The sequence below is a fragment of the Nostoc sp. DedVER02 genome, assembly GCF_034530675.2.
Classification (GTDB): Bacteria; Cyanobacteriota; Cyanobacteriia; order Cyanobacteriales; family Nostocaceae; genus Nostoc.
This window is the reverse complement of record NZ_JAVRCP020000035.1, coordinates 15634-38004: the sequence shown is the minus strand read 5'-3', so window position 1 is coordinate 38004 and position 22371 is coordinate 15634. Positions and strand designations below refer to the sequence as shown.

The 22371-nt window shown below is 38.7% G+C and carries 16 protein-coding genes; 15 read left to right on the top strand and 1 reads right to left on the bottom strand.

What is annotated here, in order from left to right:
- Positions 1-66 precede the first annotated feature (66 nt).
- The 7 genes from thiO to RMZ41_RS25425 all read left to right on the top strand — a co-directional run bounded on the left by thiO (position 67) and on the right by RMZ41_RS25425 (position 10968).
- Positions 67-2106 carry a glycine oxidase ThiO gene (gene thiO, locus RMZ41_RS25455; RefSeq protein ID WP_409875948.1) on the top strand — a complete coding sequence of 680 codons (2040 nt, stop codon included), beginning with the start codon at positions 67-69 and terminating at the stop codon, positions 2104-2106.
- A 189-nt stretch (positions 2107-2295) separates the two neighbouring features.
- Complete coding sequence (gene psb34, locus RMZ41_RS25450; protein WP_322642460.1) at positions 2296-2475, top strand: photosystem II assembly protein Psb34; 180 nt, start codon at positions 2296-2298, stop codon at positions 2473-2475.
- A 263-nt stretch (positions 2476-2738) separates the two neighbouring features.
- Positions 2739-4901, top strand: a complete 2163-nt coding sequence (locus RMZ41_RS25445) for a tetratricopeptide repeat protein (RefSeq protein WP_322642461.1) — start codon at positions 2739-2741, stop codon at positions 4899-4901.
- A 289-nt stretch (positions 4902-5190) separates the two neighbouring features.
- Positions 5191-5925 (top strand): choice-of-anchor K domain-containing protein, encoded by a 735-nt coding sequence (locus RMZ41_RS25440; protein WP_322642462.1) that lies wholly within the window; start codon positions 5191-5193, stop codon positions 5923-5925.
- A gap of 513 nt (positions 5926-6438) precedes the next feature.
- A complete protein-coding gene (locus tag RMZ41_RS25435) occupies positions 6439-7230 on the top strand; it encodes a basic amino acid ABC transporter substrate-binding protein (RefSeq protein ID WP_322642463.1) in 792 nt (263 codons plus the stop codon).
- Positions 7231-7499: 269 nt separating this feature from the next.
- Positions 7500-9494 (top strand): serine/threonine phosphatase, encoded by a 1995-nt coding sequence (locus RMZ41_RS25430; RefSeq protein ID WP_322642464.1) that lies wholly within the window; start codon positions 7500-7502, stop codon positions 9492-9494.
- A gap of 205 nt (positions 9495-9699) precedes the next feature.
- Entirely contained in the window at positions 9700-10968 is a 1269-nt protein-coding gene (locus RMZ41_RS25425; protein ID WP_322642557.1) for a protein kinase domain-containing protein, read from the top strand.
- 103 nt (positions 10969-11071) lie between these two features.
- On the opposite strand, the gene RMZ41_RS25420 is transcribed toward RMZ41_RS25425, so the two are convergent.
- Entirely contained in the window at positions 11072-11290 is a 219-nt protein-coding gene (locus RMZ41_RS25420; RefSeq protein WP_012407469.1) for a DUF4327 family protein, read from the bottom strand.
- A 1009-nt stretch (positions 11291-12299) separates the two neighbouring features.
- Between RMZ41_RS25420 and RMZ41_RS25415 the strand changes: the two genes are divergently transcribed.
- The 8 genes from RMZ41_RS25415 to RMZ41_RS25380 all read left to right on the top strand — a co-directional run bounded on the left by RMZ41_RS25415 (position 12300) and on the right by RMZ41_RS25380 (position 22319).
- Positions 12300-12710 carry a tetratricopeptide repeat protein gene (locus RMZ41_RS25415; protein WP_322642465.1) on the top strand — a complete coding sequence of 137 codons (411 nt, stop codon included), beginning with the start codon at positions 12300-12302 and terminating at the stop codon, positions 12708-12710.
- A 27-nt stretch (positions 12711-12737) separates the two neighbouring features.
- Positions 12738-13493 carry a hypothetical protein gene (locus RMZ41_RS25410; protein ID WP_322642466.1) on the top strand — a complete coding sequence of 252 codons (756 nt, stop codon included), beginning with the start codon at positions 12738-12740 and terminating at the stop codon, positions 13491-13493.
- 1 nt (position 13494) lies between these two features.
- Entirely contained in the window at positions 13495-14178 is a 684-nt protein-coding gene (locus RMZ41_RS25405) for an acetyltransferase (RefSeq protein ID WP_322642467.1), read from the top strand.
- Positions 14179-14181: 3 nt separating this feature from the next.
- Positions 14182-15096 carry a hypothetical protein gene (locus tag RMZ41_RS25400; protein WP_322642468.1) on the top strand — a complete coding sequence of 305 codons (915 nt, stop codon included), beginning with the start codon at positions 14182-14184 and terminating at the stop codon, positions 15094-15096.
- Between the two features lie 38 nt (positions 15097-15134).
- A complete protein-coding gene (locus RMZ41_RS25395; RefSeq protein WP_322734486.1) occupies positions 15135-16106 on the top strand; it encodes a GNAT family N-acetyltransferase in 972 nt (323 codons plus the stop codon).
- Between the two features lie 12 nt (positions 16107-16118).
- Positions 16119-16550, top strand: coding sequence for an FdtA/QdtA family cupin domain-containing protein (locus RMZ41_RS25390; protein ID WP_322642470.1), 432 nt, complete (start codon positions 16119-16121; stop codon positions 16548-16550).
- The gene (locus tag RMZ41_RS25385) at positions 16531-17634 is read left to right on the top strand and encodes a DegT/DnrJ/EryC1/StrS family aminotransferase (RefSeq protein ID WP_322642471.1); all 1104 of its coding nucleotides are present in this window, start codon (positions 16531-16533) and stop codon (positions 17632-17634) included. Before RMZ41_RS25390 ends, RMZ41_RS25385 begins: the two co-directional genes overlap by 20 nt.
- 182 nt (positions 17635-17816) lie before the next feature.
- Positions 17817-22319 carry a glycosyltransferase gene (locus RMZ41_RS25380; RefSeq protein WP_322642472.1) on the top strand — a complete coding sequence of 1501 codons (4503 nt, stop codon included), beginning with the start codon at positions 17817-17819 and terminating at the stop codon, positions 22317-22319.
- The last annotated feature ends 52 nt before the right edge of the window (positions 22320-22371 follow it).

Here is a 22371-nt window from a genome sequence, read left to right as displayed (position 1 = left end):
TATAGGTTATAAGTTATGAGTTAATTAGTTATGTACTAATGACAAATGACAAATGACAAATGACTAATGACTAGTGAGATCGTAATTATTGGTGGCGGTGTTATTGGTTTAGCGATCGCCGTTGAACTAAAACTGCGCGGGACAAATGTCACCGTGCTTTGTCGTGACTTTCAGGCTGCCGCTACCCACGCCGCCGCTGGGATGTTAGCACCAGACGCGGAAAACATCACTAATGGGGCAATGCGTTCATTGTGTTTGCGATCGCGTGCTTTATATCCCGACTGGACGCGCAAACTAGAAGAACTAACCGGCTTAAATACTGGCTACCGTCCGTGTGGTATTCTCGCACCTGTCTTTGAAGAAAGCAGGGGAGCAGGGGAGCGGGGGAGCAGGGGAGCAGGGGGAAAAGAGGAAGTTCTCTCCTCTGCCTCTGTGCCCCTCTGCCCCTCTGCTAGCGAAGAGTCCCCTGCTTACTGGTTAAATAAAGAGGCAATTCATCAATATCAGCCAGGGTTAGGAGCAGATGTAATTGGTGGCTGGTGGTATCCTGAAGACGCGCAAGTTGATAATAAGGCTCTAGCTCACGTATTGCGAACGGCAGCTGAGTCTCTTGGCGTTGAACTCAAAGACGGTATTACAGTCGAAGGATTTTTACAGCAGCAAGGGCAAGTAGTTGGTATACAAACCAATGTTGGAGTGATTCGCGCCGCGCACTATGTTTTAGCTTCCGGTGCTTGGTCAAATGAGTTATTACCGCTACCAGTGCGTCCCAGAAAAGGACAAATGCTGAGTGTAGAGATACCAAAATTTACCCCAGAATTGCCCTTAAAGCGGGTTTTGTTTGGGCAGAATATTTACATCGTACCAAGACGCGATCGCCTAATTATCGGGGCAACAAGCGAAGACGTTGGCTTCACCCCTAACAATACCCCAGACGGCATTCAAAAATTATTACAAGCTTCTATCCGGCTGTATCCTCAATTAAAGCATTATCCCATCCAAGAGTTCTGGTGGGGATTTCGCCCAACCACTCCTGATGAGTTGCCCATCCTTGGTACTAGCCACTGTCAAAATTTAACCCTTGCTACAGGTCATTACCGTAACGGGATTCTACTCACACCCGTAACAGCCGTATTGATTGCCGATTTAATCTTAGAACAAAAGCCCGATCCTCTACTTGCTGATTTTCACTATTCCCGCTTCCAATCCCAGCCATCTACCTTCACCCCAATGCTGACTCACTCTGCCAATTTCTCCAACGGGCATCATATCTCAGACGCGATGAATCCAGACGCGATGAATCGCGTCTCTACAAATTCGCCGTTAATTATTGCTGGCAAAACCTTTCAATCTCGCTTAATGACGGGAACTGGTAAGTATCGCAGCATTGAAGAAATGCAGCAAAGCGTCGCCGCCAGTGATTGCCAAATTGTTACCGTAGCAGTCCGACGGGTACAAACTAAAGCCCCTGGGCATGAAGGTTTAGCTGAAGCTTTGGATTGGACAAAAATTTGGATGTTGCCCAATACCGCAGGTTGCCAAACTGCTGAAGAGGCAATTCGAGTAGCCCGTTTGGGGCGAGAAATGGCGAAATTGTTAGGACAGGAAGATAATAATTTTATAAAGTTAGAAGTAATACCCGATCTTAAGTATTTACTCCCAGATCCTATTGGAACGCTGCAAGCCGCAGAACAACTAGTTAAAGAAGGCTTTGCAGTATTACCTTATATAAACGCTGACCCCATGTTAGCCAAGCGTTTAGAAGAAGTAGGTTGTGCAACAGTAATGCCTTTAGCATCACCAATTGGTTCTGGACAAGGGCTAAAAACAACCGCCAATATCCAAATCATCATCGAAAATGCAGGTGTGCCTGTGGTAGTAGATGCTGGTATTGGTTCACCCTCAGAAGCAGCCCAAGCAATGGAATTGGGAGCAGATGCCTTGTTGATTAATAGTGCGATCGCTCTTTCTGCAAACCCAGCAGCAATGGCTCGTGCCATGAATTTAGCAACAGTTGCCGGTCGTCTAGCATACCTTGCTGGCAGGATGCCCATCAAAGATTACGCCAGTCCTAGTTCACCTCTAACTGGGACAATTACTAATTAGGGAATGGGTAAGAAGCAGGGGGCAGGGGGCAGGGAGCAGGAAGCAGGAAGATTAGTTTTCCCCTCTGCCTCTTTTCAATTCCCAATGCCTAATTCTCAATTCATAATGTAACGATTTGTCTAGCAGTTTCAGAGCGGATTTAGCATTTATGTAACATTAAATGAACGATAAAGATAAAGGAATCAATTCATGCCCTATACCAACGAAGAAGGCGGCCTTCTGAATAATTTTGCCCGGGAACCAAAGATTTATCAAGCAGAACCTCCCACGGAAGGGCAAAAACGAACTTATCTCTTAGTAGGAATCGCCGCTACAGCTTTGGTTGTCGGCTTGATTGTAGTCGCCTTCTTTGTTTCTAAGAGCAGTTAATCGTAAAACATTTTAATAAAATTTCATCTTCTTGATAATTTTTCAGGTTCCGATTTTCAAAGGGGCCTGCTTTTTTATTTTTTGTTAAAATTGAACTGGCAATTAAAGTATATAATTATACTTTATTATTTTATTTAGACCTGAAAGCTTAATTTATTCTGAGCCGTATAACATCCACTTAAAAATCATTTTTATTATGACTTTAGCTCACTTGAATGCACCCAAAACGGTGATATGTACTGTGTTTTGGCTCTTTAGGCGTTATGAGCGTGAATGATACTACACACAAGAATAATTCTAATTGGAATCGGCAAGTATACCACCGCCTGAAACTTGCCCTGAGTCTTGGCTTACGACGACAACTTTTTTTAGCGGTATGTGATGATTTACACTTAAGAAATCAAGTAGCTGCTCGTTTGCATTCTACATTGGCTTATCCTGTTGGACAGGTGCTATATCAGCAATCAAATGCCCAAGAAAATAGCACTCCAGCTTATCCGCGATTAGTTACATTGCGTTTGAATTTAAACGATCCCAATCCTATAGTTCAGATAAATCAATGGTTAGCTAATTATCCACCGCCAACCGTTGGAGGTTCAAAAGATACCCCTGGAAGACCTTTTCCAGTACCAGCATTTCAGATTGTAGGCGTGGAGCATCTCACTAAGCAACCAGTAGCAACACAGCGTTTATTTTTACACTATCTGCGTTTAAGCGAACAATTTTTCTCTACACAAGAATCCAGTCGATTCCTAGAATCTAACTTGCTGTTGTGGATACCGCGTCCTTGGTTATCTGCCATCAAGCAATCAGCACCACAGTTTTGGCGTTGCCGGACTGGTGTATTTGTGTTTGCTGGAGAACCCACACCTGCAATTCAAAATGCAGGCTATCCAGAACGTTTTTCTAGTTCCAAAAGTTTGGATTTAGGGAATATTGAGCAGTCGATTCTAGATGAATCACTTAACCAAGCAGAACTCAGAACGGCAGCAACTGAGTTTAAGTTTGAAAATAATTCCGATTTCTCAGCAGAGATACAAGACAACAGTGTACATCAAACCCCAGAATCTACTAATAGGTCTGGTAGTGTGAATAATAATCAATCGCTGTCGTCTTTATCTTATATTAGTAGCGAGTTAACGGAGCTAGTAATAGCAACAATCGGCACAAATCCTAGCAAAAATATTGAGGATTCTTTACAACCACAGCAGATTTTGTTGGAGATTGAAAAATTACACGAAAATCTTGTTTCAGGGGAGATACTGGCAGAAGCTTATCATCGCTTGGGCACTTTATATCGCCTTCGTATTGAGCAAGGAGAGTCAACCCTCGAAAACCTGATGGTTGCAATTATTGCCTATCAGGAAGCAATTAGCTTTGACGAAAGCTCACCACAACTTCCAGATATATTAAATGATTTGGGTACACTCTACTGGATGCTATACCGCACACCACCCAATTCTGAGGAGGGACAAACTTATATAGAGCAGGCAATAGAATTTTATCAGTTGGCGTTAAAGATGATTTCACCACAGACGCATCGGGAAACTTACGCTCGTGTGCAAAATAATTTAGGGACGGCTTATGGTGATTTAGCTCGTTTTTCTCACCCTTCTGAAAATTGGCAGCAAGCGATTTCAGCTTACAATGAAGCCCTCAACTATCGTACAGCCGATATGGATTCATTAAAGTATGCGGCTTGTCAAAACAATTTGGGTACTGCTTACTGGCATTTAGGGCAATATAATCAACCGATTGTGCATTTAAAGAAAGCGATCGCAGCTTACAACGAAGCACTTGTACACTACAACCCCGAAGAGGAGCCGCTCAAGTATGGCATGATTCAAAACAACATCGGTACTGCCTGCTGGAATCTGGCACAATACGAACAACCTGCCCAAAATCTCCAGCTAGCAATTAATGTCTATAACAAAGCTCTTAAGTATCGCACTCCAGCTAATGTTCCTAGTGCCTGCGCCGCGACACAAAATAATCTAGGTACTGCCTACTGGCATCTAGCAAATTTATCTCAGACAACTAAAGAGGCACGGCAAAAGTATCTAGAATTATGCATCAGTACTTACGAAGAGGCCATATCCTTGGCTCACTCTCTGAGCGGTACTCCTTTAAGCTTTGATTTACTCGCCTCTTATAATAACCTGGGACTGGCACATTATCAGTTAGTAATAGATAAGTCATTTAATGGTGACAAAGCAACACGTTCTCAACACCTAGAAATAGCCTTAGACTACCATTTGCAAGCCTTAAACGCATTGAGCAAACAATCAGAGGTTTATCAAACAACTTTCACTTATGTGGTGAAAACTATTCGCGCTTTTCATGATGAATTAGGGATACAGGGGCAAAATCTGGCTTTATCTAAAGTTCCTAGTCAGTTGTTGCCAGATATTTTATCAAAGTTATAGGGAAAATGCTGAAAACCCGTGCATAAGAACTTGATATCAACTTGACAATTAGCTAGGGCATCAACTAAGGTAGCGACAGCAAAGAGTTTATCTAATTAAAAAATGATAAAGTATTTAAACAATCTATAAAATAAGCTTATTAAATTACATTTATTAAGCTTATTTTATAAAAATATAAATATCTTACAAGAAATCAAATAATAATGTTGCCCTATTTTCCGTAAATTTACTAGCTTAGACTAGATATCTAGTTTAGAGAAACTCCACTATAAGAATTGAAACCTAAGTTATGAAATTAAATTTAGTTTTTGCAATAGCTATATCTAGTTTTTTTGTAAGTACCACAGCATTTGGTTTCTCCGATCAAGCCAAAGCTCTCACTTTTTCTGGTATCTCTACTGGAACGTGGGGACAACCTACTCCAGGAAGCACCGATACCAATCCCACATATACAGGCGTGGGAAGCAACACATTTACTTGGGGCGATCCTAATGTGTGTTCATCAGGCTCCAGTACTCCTGGTGGGTGTAAAATAACAGGCTCAAATAAACTTACTTTGAATGGAAATTCATTTTTAGCAGAGATCAACTCTGTATTTAAAATAGCTGATTTGACTTACTTTAATGGAACGGTGCTTAACGGTACAATCGTTGAATTTGTACCTTTAAATCTTAATGTATCCTTTAATTCTGCCACTGGAAACAGCAAAGTTTTTGACTTTAAATTGCGTCTATTAAATACACCTAATGATGCAATAGATCCTGAAAAAAATGCAGACTTTGTATTTATAGATACAAATTTCAGTAATGGCAATTTTACCTTTGAAGGCAATAAATATACGTTTGAGTTAACTGGTTTTAACTCAAATATTACCCAAATAAGCATTAAAGCTCTTGAAGGAGGTACAACTAAAACAGGTATTTATGCCAAAATCAAACCCATACCTGAACCTTCGCTGATGACAGGCATATATATGCTAGGGATATACATCACATCTCGGAAAAAATTGAAGAAGAAATGCTAAAAACTTAGGCGGTTAGAACAAATGCTCTTATTCATTCTTAAGGATGTAATTACACTAGAGAATTTTGAAGTTCCAATATGAGGTTTATAGCGGTTTTCGGACTCTGCGGTAATTCTTACCAAGGTTACATCTGTTTTCTTAAGTTTTTTAACCCGTACCCTTAACTGGCTCCTGTACTCCAGGAAAGTGAGAACCGCTATATACCTCCATATTCCTCAACTTATTGATAGTAATTGAATTGTCAGGATTAACCACGATGACGGTAGGGACTGGACTTTAGTTGGTCGCTATTCCCTAAATATTGTCTCAATTTATGAGGCAGAATCGCCTGGATTTATCGGTACTTATGAAGAATGTGAATTTTTTTTGATGAAGATTGAAGAGGAAGTTCCTTTTCACTGCGAAGACCTTGACTATCAAGATCCCAGGAATCACCCAAACTGGGGCTGATGTGAAAAAATGGAGATTTTACATTGTCCAGATAAGCTGTCCAGATAAGCCCCATTCTCTAGAGTGAAATTAATTAACTTCAAGTGGCAGCAGCTAATTCTCAGTTTAGGTTGTCTGCTACTGATTATTGGCTGTAAAAATTTCTATTCCACCAATAACCTAGATGCTATAACTCTTAAAGTGGCGACAGATCCAACCTTTGTCCCCTTTGAAATCCAAAAAGCTAACGGGGAATTACAAGGTTTTGATATTGATTTGATTAATGCAATTGGTAAAGTAGCAAGTTTTGCAGTCCAGTTTGAAAGTCTGCCCTTTGATGGCATGATCTCGACCTTGCAAGCTAAAAGAGTTGATGCAGCAATTAGTGGCATCACCATTACCGCCGAACGCCTGAAAACAATTGCTTTCTCACGACCTTATTTTAAAGCCGGACTAGCGATCGCTGTCCGTGAAGATAACCAAAATATTCAAGACTTCAATAGTCTCAAAGGTAAAAAAATCGCTGTCCAAATTGGTTCCACTGGGGCAGATTTTGCCAAAACCATCCCCAACGCCAAAATTAGCACTTTTAATTCTGGCCCAGAATTTTTCCAAGACTTGCTTAATGGCAATGTTGACGCTGTGGTTAGCGATGCTTTCGCAACTTTGTATGCGATAAAAAATGGCAACCTCAAAGGCATCAAAGTTGTTGCCGATTTGCTTACCGAAGAATACTACGGGATTGCTACACCGAAAAACTCTCCCCATCTGGATGCAATTAACAAAGCTATAGGGACTTTGTTATCCAATGGCACTTACAAGCAAATTTATCAAAAATGGTTTGACGCAGAACCTCCGCAATTACCAGACTATTGACAATTGGGAATTGGGAATTGGGAAAGAGGCAGAGGGGCAGAGGGGAAAGACTTACTACAACTTCTCCCCTGCTCCCCTGCTTCTTACCCATTCCCCATGCCCAATTCCCAAAATTTATCTAATATGCGTCACAATTAATACTGCCACCAAAATTCATTGATAAACTACAATCTCTTATATGTCTACTTTAGTCAGGGACAGCCAATTGTGGCACCTTGGATGTTAGTGGCTAGAAGCACCTTGGAGCGGGAATTAAAGGAACTTCCACTATGCTGATTTGCCCTCAGTGTAAATTTGAAAACCCCAAAAGCAACAAATTCTGTCAAAGCTGTGGCACATCCCTGACCCACAAAGTTTGTCCTGAATGCAGTGCTGAAGATGTACCTGTCAATGCACTACGTTGTCATAACTGTGGCGCGGAATGTGGAACAGTGTTTTGGGCAATTATTGCTAAAAAAACGCCTAGCGAAGCTTTGGGAGTACAGAGAGAGCCAAAAGATGTAGGAGTAGTGGGAGACGAGGAAACAATATCCTCTTTATCTTCTCTATCCCCTACTTCCCAGATTGCATTAGGCTCCTATTTAGACTCTCAAGAGCGTTATCAATTGTTAGATCCGCTACCTACCCAAACGGAAAGTAGCACCATTACTGATGTAGGTGTGAGAGTTCTAGACTGCCAGCCGTATCAAATATCATGCATTGAGGCAATGCTAGCAACTCAGCAATCAGATTTGCTAACGCCATCAATAGAAGCGAATGGAATTCCTCACCTTGCTAAACTTTATATTGCTTTACAGTCCCAATGCCAGCGCGAGATACCACTGATTCATGATGCATGGCAGCAGGGGGATACGCAGGTAGTAATAATTGAAGACCGCTCAAATTGGCAGCCTTTACTCGATCTGTGGCAAGAAGAGACAACAAGTTCGTTAAAAATTTTGCACTGGTGTTATCAAATGACCCAACTTTGGGCTTTGTTGGAACCAGTAAATTGTCGTCAAAGCCTTTTAGATTTGGCGAATTTGCGATTGGATGAAGACCAAACGCTGGCGCTGCAAAGATTGTATCTTGAATCATCAAGTCCTTTGCCCACCACGGAATTGTCAGAAGATGCCGAAGTTCAACCATCTGCTATTCCAGAGGAGCCGTTTACCATTCAAGCTTTAGGGCGGGTTTGGCAGGCACTATTTAGGCAGTCTCAACGCACTCAATTTGGTTCTGTAGTTCAGATGTTGGGGGATTTAGATGTAGGTAAGATTCACACGATCGCACAATTGCGATCGCGTTTAGAAGAAATATCTATTGAACTGGAAGCACTAGGAACCGCAACTTTGCCCCCAATAAAGGAGAACAATACTACTGTGCCGACAATGCCGCAATCAGACGAACCAGAAGACATCATTAGCAAAATTGATGATATGCCGACTGTTGTGCTGGCGATGCAGTTAAGTAGTTTGGAAGATGCAGGACGTACAGATGTAGGTCGTCAACGTCATCACAACGAAGACTACTTTGGTATTGAAACCAAAATTCAGAAGTTGGAGTTTTCTAAAAGTCGAGTTCTGGAAGGGCATGGTTTGTATATTCTCTGCGATGGTATGGGCGGACATGCTGGCGGCGAGATAGCCAGTGAGTTAGCAGTCAACACCCTACGGCAATACTTTCAAGAACATTGGATTACTAACCAACTGCCAACAGAAGATAGCATTCGTGAGGCAGTGTATTTAGCTAATGAGGCGATTTATAAGCTAAATCAAAAAGATGCCCGTTCTGGAGTAGGGCGGATGGGTACAACTCTGGTAATGCTATTAATTCAAGATACTCAAGCAGCAGTTGTCCACGTAGGAGATAGCCGTCTCTATCGTTTGACGCGCAAGCGTGGGTTAGAACAAGTCACAGTAGATCACGAAGTTGGACAACGGGAAATTACGCGCGGAGTGGAAGCAAGCATCGCTTACGCCCGCCCGGATGCCTACCAACTCACCCAAGCCTTGGGGCCTCGTGATGAAAATTCAATTAATCCCGATGTCGGCTTTTTCGAGATTAATGAAGATACTCTTCTGCTGTTAGCATCGGACGGTCTATCAGATAATGATTTACTAGAAACCCATTGGCAAACTCATTTAGAACCCTTACTTAGTTCAGGCGCTAACTTAGAACAAGGTGTTACAAACTTAATTGATTTGGGAAACCAACATAATGGTCACGACAACATTACTGGTATACTAATTCGGGCAAAAGTACGTCCAAATCTCGAAAGTTAATCATAAATGGGAATGGGGAATAGGGCATGGGGCATGGGTAATAAGAAGAATCACCAATTTCTAATAGGCATATATCTTCAAATTAACCTTAAAGCGCAAGAAACCAGGGGTTAAAACCTAATTTACGTATAGTTTAATGCCCAATTCCCAATGCCCAATTTCTAATTCCCAATTCCCAATTCCCAATTCCCCAATAGGTTGTATTGTGGTTAGTCTGACTCTGCTAGAACCGAAACAAAAAACGCCCCTCCAGCAGTGGTGCTTTGAGAACTCTTCCATAATTCGGATTGGTCGAGCGGCAGATAATCACGTTGTTTTAACTGATAGTTTAGTTTCACGCCATCATCTAGAACTTAGATACGTCGATTTTGCCGATAATAATGGTGGTTGGCGGCTAATTAGTCAGGGTACTAATGGGACTTTCCTCAACGGTATCCTTGTGATTCAGAGTTCGTTACCAGATAATTCCCTTTTGCAACTGGCACAGGGAGGCCCAATACTACAATTCCAAATTCAGGAGGTAACATTACTGGAAACTGGTTTGCGATCGCCACAAATGCAAGAGACTGAAGAAAACGCTGTTGCAACAGTCTATTCAGCCCAAGGTAAATACACTTGCACGCACGAGGGTAACTCCCCAAACAATCTGTTTTGCATTCACTGCGGTCAACCTCTCTCTGTACAACAGAAAATTCGCCATTATCAGGTGTTGCGAACTCTCGGACAAGGAGGTATGGGTACTACTTATCTCGCTTGGGATGGGTCTGGTCAGATTGGGAGTACCCCACGACTGCTGGTGTTGAAGCAAATGAATGCTGATATGGTAAAAATTGCCAAAGCTCAAGAATTATTTGAGCGGGAGGCGTATACTCTTAAATCTCTTAACCATCCGGGAATTCCCAAGTATTACGACTTCTTTGTAGAAGGCGGAAAAAAATACTTGGCAATGGAACTAATTCAGGGACAAGATTTAGAGAAACGTGTTTATACTACTGGCCCAGTTACACCAAGCCAGGCGATCGCTTGGATGATTCAAACCTGCGATATTTTAGAATATCTTCATAGCCAAGAGCCACCACTGATTCACCGCGACATTAAACCCGCTAACCTCATGGTGCGAAGTTCACTAAATCGCATAGTAGTGCTGGATTTTGGCGCAGTTAAGGAAATTGGCACAGCGCCCGGTACTCGGATTGGTGCAGAAGGTTATTGCGCTCCTGAACAGGAACGGGGACAACCTTTGACTCAATCTGATTTGTATGCAATTGGGCCAACGTTAATTTTTCTGCTCACAGGCGAAAACCCTTTTAAGTATTACCGCCAACGAGGGCGAAACTTCAGGTTTGATGTGGCAAAAGTTCCCACCATTAGTTCCCAATTGAGAGATGCGATTGATCGCGTTACAGAACCATTGCCACGCGATCGCTACCAAACTGCCAAAGAATTAGCTGCGGCGTTAGCTGCTTGTCAATAGGGAGGGCGACTGGGTATTGACGACTGGGTATTAGGGAATGGACACTGAGTATTAGCAGTTAAAATAATTATTTCCTAAGTCCCCAGTCCCCAGTACCCATTACCTATTCTTCATCCCAAGTTTCTACAGCTAGCAATTCACTAACTGGGTCTTGCATACTAAAGCCAAAGTCAAGCAGTTCTTGTTTCCAGTGCTGCCATTCATTACCATAGAGCAAAGCGATTTTCCAGATGCTATCGCTTGGCTTGATAATATTAGATTCTATGAGTGATTGCACATTGCGCTGCAATTTCACCATTGGGTGAATCACTTGCTGAGTCATAACCTCGATTGAATTCAGATTTTGTTGGTAAATACTTGATTAAAACTGCTTCCCATTCTGCAATTGTTGCCGGATCGTAGAGTGGTGTAATTTTGGTAAAGCTAGTCTTAACTTTTTAAGTATACCATAACAAACTCTACTAAATTACTAGTAAATTCGGTTTTGTACGGTAATTACCACCACAAAACTCTAATTATACTAAGCAGCCTTTAAACTTTTTGCAGAAGTTAGTCCAAATTGTGAACACCGAGCAAAACAATTAGTCCTTTAGGAAGTTGCACTTATGTAGTGTAACTGAGGACGACTACGAAAATTCTATTTCTTTGGATCGTTGAAAAATATGTTTGCTTGTTGATAAAGCCAGATGATACAGGCTAGTTTGAAAGTTTTTGACTGACAGGGAAATTTGCAATTGGGTAGAAATATCCACTGTTTCTATTTATCAAAACAGAATTCAGGAGTGAGGAGTCAGAATTCAGCATGAATTCTGTACGACTGGCGGATGAATAGACGGCGTTTTTGCACCCCCACTAAATCGTTCGCACAGCGTCTCTGAAAGAGAAGATTTAGTGGTCAACAAGAAAGTGGCGGGTCTGAATCCCCCACTAATTGATTCTGACTCCTGTATTCTGACTTCTGAGGTTTTTCTTGGATTAAACGTGATTTAGGATATCGCAAACATCTGGCATTAGGTAGAATAATCGCAAATCTTTATATACTCTTGATGTTCTCTCTAGTGAATCAGACCTGGAGGGTTGGCTCTGTGCAGTATCTAAGAGAGGGTTTTGTTTTGAAGTGTAAGAGCGATGCCTACGGCGGTAAACTAGGCATGGCAAAATTGGCACTACAGCATGGGCTTACCATAAAGTTCCCTCGTCTCCAGAGTCAGCTTTTAAAGTTTGTGTAAAAAATTTTTCGCCAAGATGTTAGTTTCCCTTGAGCAGATGGGTATCCTCAAAACGAGGAGGGTTGCTGACACCTAACTATTGAGCGCAGCAATAATTGATACATGCCTGGTTCAGGGGAAGAATACCTAATCGTCCGCAAAAAGCAGATTGAGCGGCGACAAAAGATTTTAACGATAGTGTCGATATTCTCGTTTTTTGGGTCTACGGTATTTGCAGTCATTCCAGCAATTCAACAGGCTAGCCAACCCAAGCCAGCAACTGCGTCTGTTTCTGCGGAGTCATTATTACAGCAACAGGCGCGGGGTTATGAGTTGGTTTTACGGCGGGAACCAGAAAATCAACTTGCTTTAGAAAAACTGTCTTTGCTGCGCTTACAACAGAAGGATACTAAAGGTGCTATGGAGCTTTTAGAGAAACTGGTGAAGTTGCACCCTGAACGGAAAGATTACAAAGTTGTATTAGAGCAGGTTAAGAAGCAACAGGCTCAAAAAGAGGGGAATGGCGATCGTTAATTCCAAATTCGTCCCATCATTTTAGTTATGAAAAACAGTGATTATGTAAGATTTTCAAATCTTTCCTTTGATGATTTTAGGAAAATGGCAAAGGATTCTTCGCTTACTAGCTATGAAAAAATAGGGTTTCCCAATTCTTATCGAGAGGGAAAAGAAAAATTGATTTTTGAGGATATTATCACAAAACTTACTTTATTGAATTCAGAGAATAAAGTTGTCTTAGATATCGGACCAGGTTGTAGTGAATTACCAACTATGCTGGCTGATATTTGTGAAAAAAATAATCATAAATTAATCTGGGTAGACTCACCAGAAATGCTGTCGAACTTGCCAGATAAAAACTTTATTAAAAAAATTCCTGGTTATTATCCTTATTGTGAAGAGTTATTTAGCGAGTACCAAAAAGGTATTGATATCATTATAGCTTACAGTGTTTTCCATTACATTTTCATCGAATCTAATATATGGGATTTTATCGATAAGTCACTTGAACTAATGGCTTGTGGTGGAGAAATGTTGATAGGAGATATTCCCAATGTATCTAAGAGAAAACGCTTTTTTAGTAGTCCAAGAGGAATAAAGTTTCATCAAGATTTTACTGCTTCTCAGGAAATACCAGAAGTAATTTTTAATAAAATTGAGCATCATAATATTGATGATTCAGTAATTATTTCTTTAATTAATAGATCCAGACTTCAAGGATTTGATGCTTATATACTTCCTCAACAAAATGATTTACCTATGTCAAATAGGCGCGAAGATATCTTAATTAGGAAACCTTAAAATGACTTCATCAAAAAACAAAAAACTGATTATTATAGGCGATAGCGCTTTTGCTGAAGTTGCCTACGAGTACTTTACCTATGATTCTAGCTATGAAGTGGTAGCTTTTAGTGTAGAACAAGAATTCCTTCGCAAGGATAAATTATTTGGTTTACCCGTTACTCCCTTTGAGTCACTAGAAAAAGATTACAATTCTGACGAATACCAAGTATTTGTAGCAATAGTTTACACACAATTAAATAGGTTAAGGTCGAGATTATGCTTTGAAGCCAAGCAAAAAGGATTTAAGCTTGCCAGTTACATTAGTAGCAGAGCTTTTGTTTGGCAAAATGTACAAATTGGAGAGCATTGCTTCATTTTTGAAGGAAATGTAGTTCAGGCATTTGTTCAGTTAGAAGAGAATGTAATTTTATGGAGTGGAAATCATATCGGACACCATTCTTATATTCATAAGAATTGTTTTATCTCCTCTCATGTAGTTATTTCCGGCTTTGTTGAGTTAGGTGAAAATTGCTTTTTAGGTGTAAATTCTACTATTAGCAACAATGTAAAAATTGGCAAGGATTGCTGGATAGGTCCCGGTATTATCATTACTAAAGATGTGCCAGAAGGCTTATTATACGGACCAGTCAAACCTGAGCCGGCAAAAGTTAATGCTTTGAAGTTTTTCAAAGTCAAGGATTAGAAAATGATTTGGAAAAAACTTGGCTTAGTATACGTGGCAAATGGTAAGCAGGATTGGGCAGTTTCTCACGCTTCTATTCCTACCACTATGATGCTAGATGAGAGTCAAATCAGAATATATGTCGCATTTTCAGATCAAAATAAAGTTGGAAGAGTTGGATTTGTGGATATTGCAGCAAGCAACCCACTTCATATTTTAAAGGTTTCAGAGAAGCCAGTATTAGATATTGGCGAACCTGGTACTTTTGATGACAATGGAGTTACACCAATTAGTATTCTTAAATATGCGAACAAATTGTATCTGTACTATGTAGGTTGGCAGCTGGGTGTTAAAGTTCGTTATTTTCTGCTGATGGGTCTTGCAATTAGTGAAGACAACGGAAATACCTTCAAAAGTTATTCTAGAGTTCCTATATTAGAGCGAAGTAATAATGAGCTTTTTGTTAGAACGGCTGCACATGTCCATCTAGATAATAATAAATGGAGAATGTGGTACGTGGCTGGTGACAAGTGGATTGACATCAATAATAAAAAAGTACCAACCTATAATATGCGCTATCTAGAATCTAAAGATGGTGTCAACTGGGGTAAGTCAGGTACTGTTTGTCTAGATATTGCTAATGAAGACGAATACGGATTCGGTAGACCTTTCGTGATTAGAGAAAACGGTATTTACAGAATGTGGTATTCCATTCGCACTATTAGCAAGGGATATCGACTAGGTTACGCTGAATCAACTAACGGACTGAATTGGATTAGAAAAGACAAGCAAGTAGGTATTGATATATCAGAAAATGGCTGGGATTCACAAATGATTTGCTATTCATGTATTCAAAAGACTAAATATGGAACTTATATGTTTTATAACGGCAATAATTATGGAGAGACAGGCTTTGGTGTTGCAGTTCTACAGGATTAACAGTGCAATAATAGCTAAAACATATCATTCATTAGTAAATGGTAGATAAAAATTATCTGAGAGTTTTTCCTTATACTGACAGCGATGCTGAACTATGGGACAAGTTCATTGCTGAAGCTCCTATGGCAACTTTTCTTCATACTCGTCGCTATCTTTCCTACCATGCTGATAGATTCCAAGATGTATCTTTACTAATTAAAGATGAAAGGAGCCAATTGATAGGTTTATTTCTAGCAGCAGTTGACCCGATTAATAGTAAACGAGTAGTTAGTCATCCAGGAATTACCTATGGTGGAGTACTACATACTGGTCACTTGCTTGGTGAACAAATGATTCAGGCATTTAAAATAGTATTAGAGTACTATAAGAACCGAGAATTTGAGCAATTAAGGTATAAAGCAATACCATATATTTATCATCAGTATCCATTGGCTGATGACCTATATGCGCTTTTTCATCTAGGTGCAGTGCGCTATCGTTGTGATCTCTCCTGTGCAATAGACTTAACTAATAGAAGAGAACCAAGTCAGAGAAGGCAACGGAGTTTAAAAAAGGCATTGAAACAAGGAATTAAAGTAAAAGAAGGTGCTGAAGACATTGGTAATTTATGGTTACTTATTGAAGAAAATCTAGCCAGAAAAATGGGTCAGTTACCAGTTCATTCCTTAGATGAAATTACCTATCTTCACTCCCTTTTTCCAAAAAATATTAATTTTTATATTGCTATATCTAATTCTGAAATTGTTGCAGGTGTTGTATTATTTTCTACTTCTACAGTTGTACGAACACAATATATTGCTTCGAGTTTAATAGGTTATGATCTATCAGCTTTAGATGCAATTTTTGAATTATGTATTGAAAAAGCTAAGACTAAAGGTTCTCGTTATTTTGATTTTGGCACCAGCAATCAAAATGAAGGAAAGTCTCTTGCTGCTAGTCTTTATAAATTCAAATCAGAATTTGGAGGTAGTGGGGTACTACACGAATTTTATGAGATGACATTAAAATAGTGAGGATGATTTATGAGTATTAAAAATTGCAAAATTATTGAGCTTCCCAAGATTCAAGATCCTCGTGGAAACTTAACATTTGTCGAAAGTGATAGACATATTCCATTTAAAGTCAGAAGAGTTTTTTATTTATATGATGTGCCAGGTGGTTCTATTCGTGCGGGTCACTCTCTTAAGAATTGCTACCAGTTTTTAATTGCCATGTCAGGTAGTTTTGATGTCATTATTGACGATGGGTTTACTAAAGAACGCTATCACTTAAATCGCTCTTATTATGGACTTTATATTCCGCCTCTAACCTGGCGTGAAATTGATAACTTTTCTTCTGGAGCGGTTTGTATGGCGTTAGCATCAGAACATTATGATGAGTCCGATTACTATCGAAACTATCAAGATTTTCTAGCATTTATTATGAGAGAAAATAATGAAAGTTCCATTTCTTGATTTAAAAGCTCCTTATCTGGAACTAAAAGAAGAACTTGATGCAGCTTATCAGCGCGTCATGGAGTCTGGCTGGTATATTCTTGGTCAGGAAGTAGAAGCTTTTGAAGAAGAGTTTGCAGTTTACTGTGAAACTAAGTATTGCGTTGGGGTAGGTAATGGATTAGAAAGCTTGCATTTAATTTTACGAGCTATGGAAATAGGTGCAGGTGATGAGGTAATTGTTCCAGCTAATACTTATATTGCCACTTGGCTAGCAGTTTCTTATGCAGGAGCAACACCAGTAGCAGTTGAACCAAATATCAATACTTATAATATTGACCATAAGAAAATAGAAGCAGCTATTACTTCCAAAACAAAGGCAATCATAGCAGTTCATCTCTATGGTCAGCCAGCAGATATGGATTGCATCAATGAAATTGCTAATAGACATAATCTTAAGGTTATTGAAGATGCGGCTCAAGCACATGGCGCACGTTATAAAAATTGTCGAGTTGGTAGTTTAGGAGATGCAGCAGGGTTTAGTTTTTATCCTGGTAAAAATTTAGGGGCTTTTGGTGATGGGGGAGCAGTTACTACCAACGATGCTAAATTAGCTGATAAAATTCGTCTGCTCCGTAACTATGGCTCTCGCGTTAAGTATGAGAATGAAGTCAAAGGATTTAATTCACGATTGGATGAATTACAAGCTGCTTTCTTAAGAGTGAAGCTTACGAAATTAGATGAATGGAATGAACGACGCAAACAAATAGCTATATACTATCTAAAATCATTGCAAGAAGTTGTAGATTTAAAATTACCCTACGTCCCAGAATGGGCCGAACCAGTATGGCATTTATTTGTAATCGCTCATTCTCAAAGAGACAATCTAAAAAATTATTTAGATACTTGTGGCATTGGTAGTTTAATTCATTATCCTATTCCTCCTCACTTGTCTAAAGCTTACATTAACAATGAATGGACTAGAGGGATACTACCAATTACAGAAAATATATCAACAAGGATCATTAGTTTACCTATGGGATCTCATCTTTCTAATAAACTTTTGGAGAAAGTAATAAAAGTATTACAAAAGTGGGCTTCATAAAGTAAATCATAAATCAGGTAGCATCTATTTTTGGAGTAAACGTAATTACTTTGCGTCAAGAATCCTACTATCTGGTTGATCTAAAAAAGCCAAACTTCCAAAAGTGGAGGTTTCCGTAAATCAATGCATCTCTAATGAGTTGATTTACTAAATTATTTTAGGTATACAAAGGAGACAATACTATGTCATTAGCAGAGTTTGAATCAGAAATATTAAAAACTATAGATACAGGTGATTTAAATTTAGCTCTAAATCTAATTATTCACTTTGCTCATAAGATAGCCTATGGAAAAGCAAGTGTAATTACGATAACTAATGTATTTGGATCAGTTATCTTAGATCAACTATGTCAACGCATTGGTAGCGAACTTCTTAAAATTAAAAAACCTTTTCTAGAAAATCAATATAACCCAAATGATGAACTTATTATATACATAGCTACTCAACTATATAAAACTGGAGGACACACTGCCGTTATTGAGGATTTGATAAAAGCTCGACCAGAGAAGAAACATTTAATTCTGATTACTGATACCTTTAATTCAACTGATCGTCCAGTAGTTGAAGATAGATTTAGACCCTTGAATATGCAGATGCTTTGGGCAACAGAAGGCACATCTATAGACAAGTTGAAGTGGCTTCAGGAAGCTTTGATAGCCAATCCTGCAAATCAAGTATTTCTATTTAATCATCCACAGGATGCTGTAGCAGTAGCAGCAGTACAGCCAAATTTAACACCAAACTTAATTTTTTATCATCATGCTGGTCATCTTCTTTGTCTTGGCGTATATCTTTCCTATGCACAACATATAGATAGTGACCCCGGTTCTTTCTATAACTGTCGTCATAATTTAGGAATTTCAAACAATATTTATCTTCCCTTAGTGGTTGATAACATTCCCGAGAGATATTCCTCTTCTTTTGTTTCAGATGGTCAACTAAGAACTTGTTCTTCTGGTAGTGAAAATAAGTTTAAAGAAATTCCTTATTTATATTCTTATATTCATGAAGTACCTAAAATACTTGCGTCTACTGGCGGATTTCATATACATATTGGAGATTTATCACAGCATACACTTAGTGTTATAGAAAGAGAGCTAGGGGAATTTAGAATTAGTTTAGAACGATTTATTCACATTCCCTGGGTTAAAAGCTTAGGGAGAGCAATGTCCGAACATAAAGTTGATATATATTTAGAGTCATTTCCTTTAGGGGGTGGTCGAGCAGGTATTGAGGTCATGGCATCTGGTACACCAATTGTAGTTCATAATAATTATCGCTCTCGTCAACTTTGTAGTACGGATATTGCTTATCCAGAAGCTTTCCGCTGGCAAACACCTGACGAACTTCATAGACACTTAAGAAATATTAGTTCTGAAGTCTTAAAGACAGAATCTGTTTATTCGAGAAGACATTATCAAAAAAATCATATACCCAAAATATTACCGAAATTACTAACAAAAGTTGAATTAAGGCAAACAACGCCTATACCAGATGAGCTTAAACCATACTACAAAGATGATTTACAATCATTTTTCGATCAGTTCTTTGCTATTACAAACCAATCCGTAATTGAAGATGTTTTATCTTTAGGAATACAGAATAATCAATTTGTACAAACTAATTATAATAAAGAAAATCACCTGAGTAAAAATAATATTAGAATTAAAGTAGAACAAGAAATAGCAAATAGATCACCTTTAGTTAGTATTTGTATTCCTACTTACAATGGTGAAAACTTTGTTGCCGAAGCAATTGCCAGTGTTTTATGGCAAACATATCCTAATTTAGAAATAATTTTATCTGATGATAATTCTACTGACAAAACGGTTGAAATTGCTAAATCATTAAAGCACAAAACATCTTTTGATTTCTCAATTATAGAACATAGCCAGTATGGATTAAGTCATAATTGGAATTTTTGTATTTCTCAAGCTAAAGGAAAATATATAAAATTTTTATTTCAAGATGATTTATTAGAGCCAACCGCTATTGAAGCAATGGTTAATTTGGCTGAACAAGATGAAGAGATAGGTTTGGTTTTTTCACCTAGAACAATTTTTGGTAATACTGGTGATACTAATTATGATTCAAATTTTTTAATACATCACGAAGCTAAGGATGTACATAAAGCTTGGTCAACATTAAACCTGATTCAATCAGGACAGGAACTTTTGTTAGATCCAAATATACTTGATAATCCAATTAATAAAATTGGAGAACCAAGTACAGTGCTGATTAGAAAAGATGTATTTGACAAAGTAGGATTATTTAATTCTGAATTTTGCCAACTTGTAGATTTGGAGATGTGGCTCAGAATTATGAGCCAATACAAAGTTGCTTTTGTTGACAAAGTTTTATCTCACTTTAGGATACATTCACAACAACAAACTCGTCGAAATGTTGCCTTAAAGGATGCTATCTTCTTAGATTACCAAAAACTATTTCAGACAATTTACAGTGATACACGGTATCCTCAAGGAACGAGGCAACAAGCTCTTTATAGATACGCAGTTTTGAGTGACCAAAATACTGAATTGTGTCAGTTGCGAAAACAAATAGCAGAAGAATGGTTAAATATTTCTGATGAACAGATAAAAGATAGCTATATAGGTCTGCTAGGTAAAACATATCAGATGTTACTGAATAGTAACATCAAATATGAAAGTCTAACTGAGGAAGAAGAAATTTTTGCTAATCATATAGTTAAAAATATATCTCAAGGTTTTGATCAGCCAAAAGCAATACAGCATTTACTAGCAGCTATGCTGTATCGTCGTGCCGATCAGTTACCATTGCAGCATGACCTCTCTCGCATACCTCGTTGGTTACTTAATGACTATCTGCAATTCCTCTTTTCATCCCCAGTCAATTTTCAAGAACCGGATGATGCAGAGAAATACTATTACTATATGCAGGGGTGGATTGATTACTTACACACATCAATACTAAAAAATCCTGATTCTCTCTTGTGGCATGAAATAATTAATAGCTTTACTTCCATTGCTAATTTTATCCCCCTATATTTTAATGAGCATAATCTTAAAGATATCTATGTTAAACGTGGAGAGATTATAGAGTTTTTGTTAAAGCTTAAGGGTTATGAGGTAGATTACGAGTTTCCTGATAGACCTACAGCTAGAAAAAAAATACGGTTGGGTGTCCTGGCTGCATATTTTCTACCTGGCTCTGAAACATTTGCTTATCTTCCTGTTTATGAGTATATCAGTAGAGATTTTGAAGTAATTTTGTACTCTCTTAATCAAACTGGTCATCAACTAGAGCAATATTGCCAAAGCTGTGCAAACTCTTTTAAGGTATTACCGCAAGATTTAGGAGAACAGGTAAATATTATTCGGGCTGATGATCTCGATATATTATTCATTGCTACTAATGTGACAGCAGTAACGAATCAAATCTGCCTCTTATCAATGCATCGATTAGCTAGAATACAAGCCACAAGTGGCGGATCTGTTGTTACTACCGGAATGCGACATATTGATTATTACATCTCTGGTACATTAACCGATCCATCAGTAATGGCACAAGAGCAATATCAAGAAAAATTGGTAAAATTAGAAGGAACTGCTCATTGCTTTAGTTATGGTAATGAACAAGAAAATGCAACTGTTAAAATTGATCGAGAAAATTTAGGTATATCTCAAGAAACAGTTATTTTTATCTCTGGTGCTAACTACTTCAAAACTATTCCTGAACTGATTGATACATGGGCAAAAATTATTTTTGCAGTTCCAAAATCCATTTTAGTACTTCTGCCATTCGGCCCAAATTGGTCAAATGCTTATCCGAAAAAAGCTTTTGTGAATCACTTGAATAAAGTATTTTCAAAGCATGGAATACCATCAGACCGCTTGATAGTCCTAGATCCTCAGCCAGTACCAAATCGACAAGAGGTTAAAGCATATTTCGGTATTGCTGATGTGTATTTAGATTCTTATCCATTTGCAGGAACAACTTCTTTAATAGAACCGTTACAGGTTAATCTGCCAGTTATCGCTAGACGGGGAAATAGCTTTCGTTCTGCAATGGGGGCTGCAATGGTGCAAACACTAAATGTCCCTGATTTAGTGGCGGATAGTGAAGAGTCTTATATACATTTAGCGATCGCACTCGGAACCGATCCTGAATTACGCCAACAAAAGAGCGCCCAAATTAAAGAAAAAATACAAGGTAATCCTAGCTTTTTAGATAGCCGCTCTTATTCAGCTAAAATAGGCGGACTTTTTCAAGAACTATTTAGTAAATATCTTGCAGATACTCTAAGTCAAAATTTCCGCTTAGGAGATATTAACCTAATTATTTTCCCAGACTGGTCACAGCCCGAAGACTTGCTATATCAAGATTTAGCAAGTGTCATTTCTACCCTCACTACTCACCCAGATAAAAGCCAGATAACTCTTCTCATAGATACTCAAAATATTTCTGAGGAGGAAGCAGATATGCTTTTATCGTCTTTAACCATGAATTTGCTCATGGAAGATGATGTAGATATAACTGAGGGGCCAGAAATTTCTCTGCTAGGTAAGATAAGTGAGACACAATGGAAAACTCTTTTGCCTAGAATTAATACTCGAATTGCTTTAGCAGCAGATAATCAATCTGCGATCGCACAAGCCAAAGCAGAAACTCTTCCATTCTGCGATTTAGATAGCTTAAGTTTGTAGTAATTACTTTAGCGCTTAAATTTCTAATTTACCTAATCTTGCCCCTCCCAAC

Coding starts and splice junctions, on each gene's coding strand:
- thiO (WP_409875948.1), top strand. CDS start 67: ATGACTAGTGAGATCGTAATTATTGGTGGCGGTGTTATTGGTTTAGCG.
- psb34 (WP_322642460.1), top strand. CDS start 2,296: ATGCCCTATACCAACGAAGAAGGCGGCCTTCTGAATAATTTTGCCCGG.
- RMZ41_RS25445 (WP_322642461.1), top strand. CDS start 2,739: ATGAGCGTGAATGATACTACACACAAGAATAATTCTAATTGGAATCGG.
- RMZ41_RS25440 (WP_322642462.1), top strand. CDS start 5,191: ATGAAATTAAATTTAGTTTTTGCAATAGCTATATCTAGTTTTTTTGTA.
- RMZ41_RS25430 (WP_322642464.1), top strand. CDS start 7,500: ATGCTGATTTGCCCTCAGTGTAAATTTGAAAACCCCAAAAGCAACAAA.
- RMZ41_RS25420 (WP_012407469.1), bottom strand. CDS start 11,290: ATGACTCAGCAAGTGATTCACCCAATGGTGAAATTGCAGCGCAATGTG.
- RMZ41_RS25415 (WP_322642465.1), top strand. CDS start 12,300: ATGCCTGGTTCAGGGGAAGAATACCTAATCGTCCGCAAAAAGCAGATT.
- RMZ41_RS25410 (WP_322642466.1), top strand. CDS start 12,738: ATGAAAAACAGTGATTATGTAAGATTTTCAAATCTTTCCTTTGATGAT.
- RMZ41_RS25405 (WP_322642467.1), top strand. CDS start 13,495: ATGACTTCATCAAAAAACAAAAAACTGATTATTATAGGCGATAGCGCT.
- RMZ41_RS25400 (WP_322642468.1), top strand. CDS start 14,182: ATGATTTGGAAAAAACTTGGCTTAGTATACGTGGCAAATGGTAAGCAG.
- RMZ41_RS25395 (WP_322734486.1), top strand. CDS start 15,135: ATGGTAGATAAAAATTATCTGAGAGTTTTTCCTTATACTGACAGCGAT.
- RMZ41_RS25390 (WP_322642470.1), top strand. CDS start 16,119: ATGAGTATTAAAAATTGCAAAATTATTGAGCTTCCCAAGATTCAAGAT.
- RMZ41_RS25385 (WP_322642471.1), top strand. CDS start 16,531: ATGAAAGTTCCATTTCTTGATTTAAAAGCTCCTTATCTGGAACTAAAA.
- RMZ41_RS25380 (WP_322642472.1), top strand. CDS start 17,817: ATGTCATTAGCAGAGTTTGAATCAGAAATATTAAAAACTATAGATACA.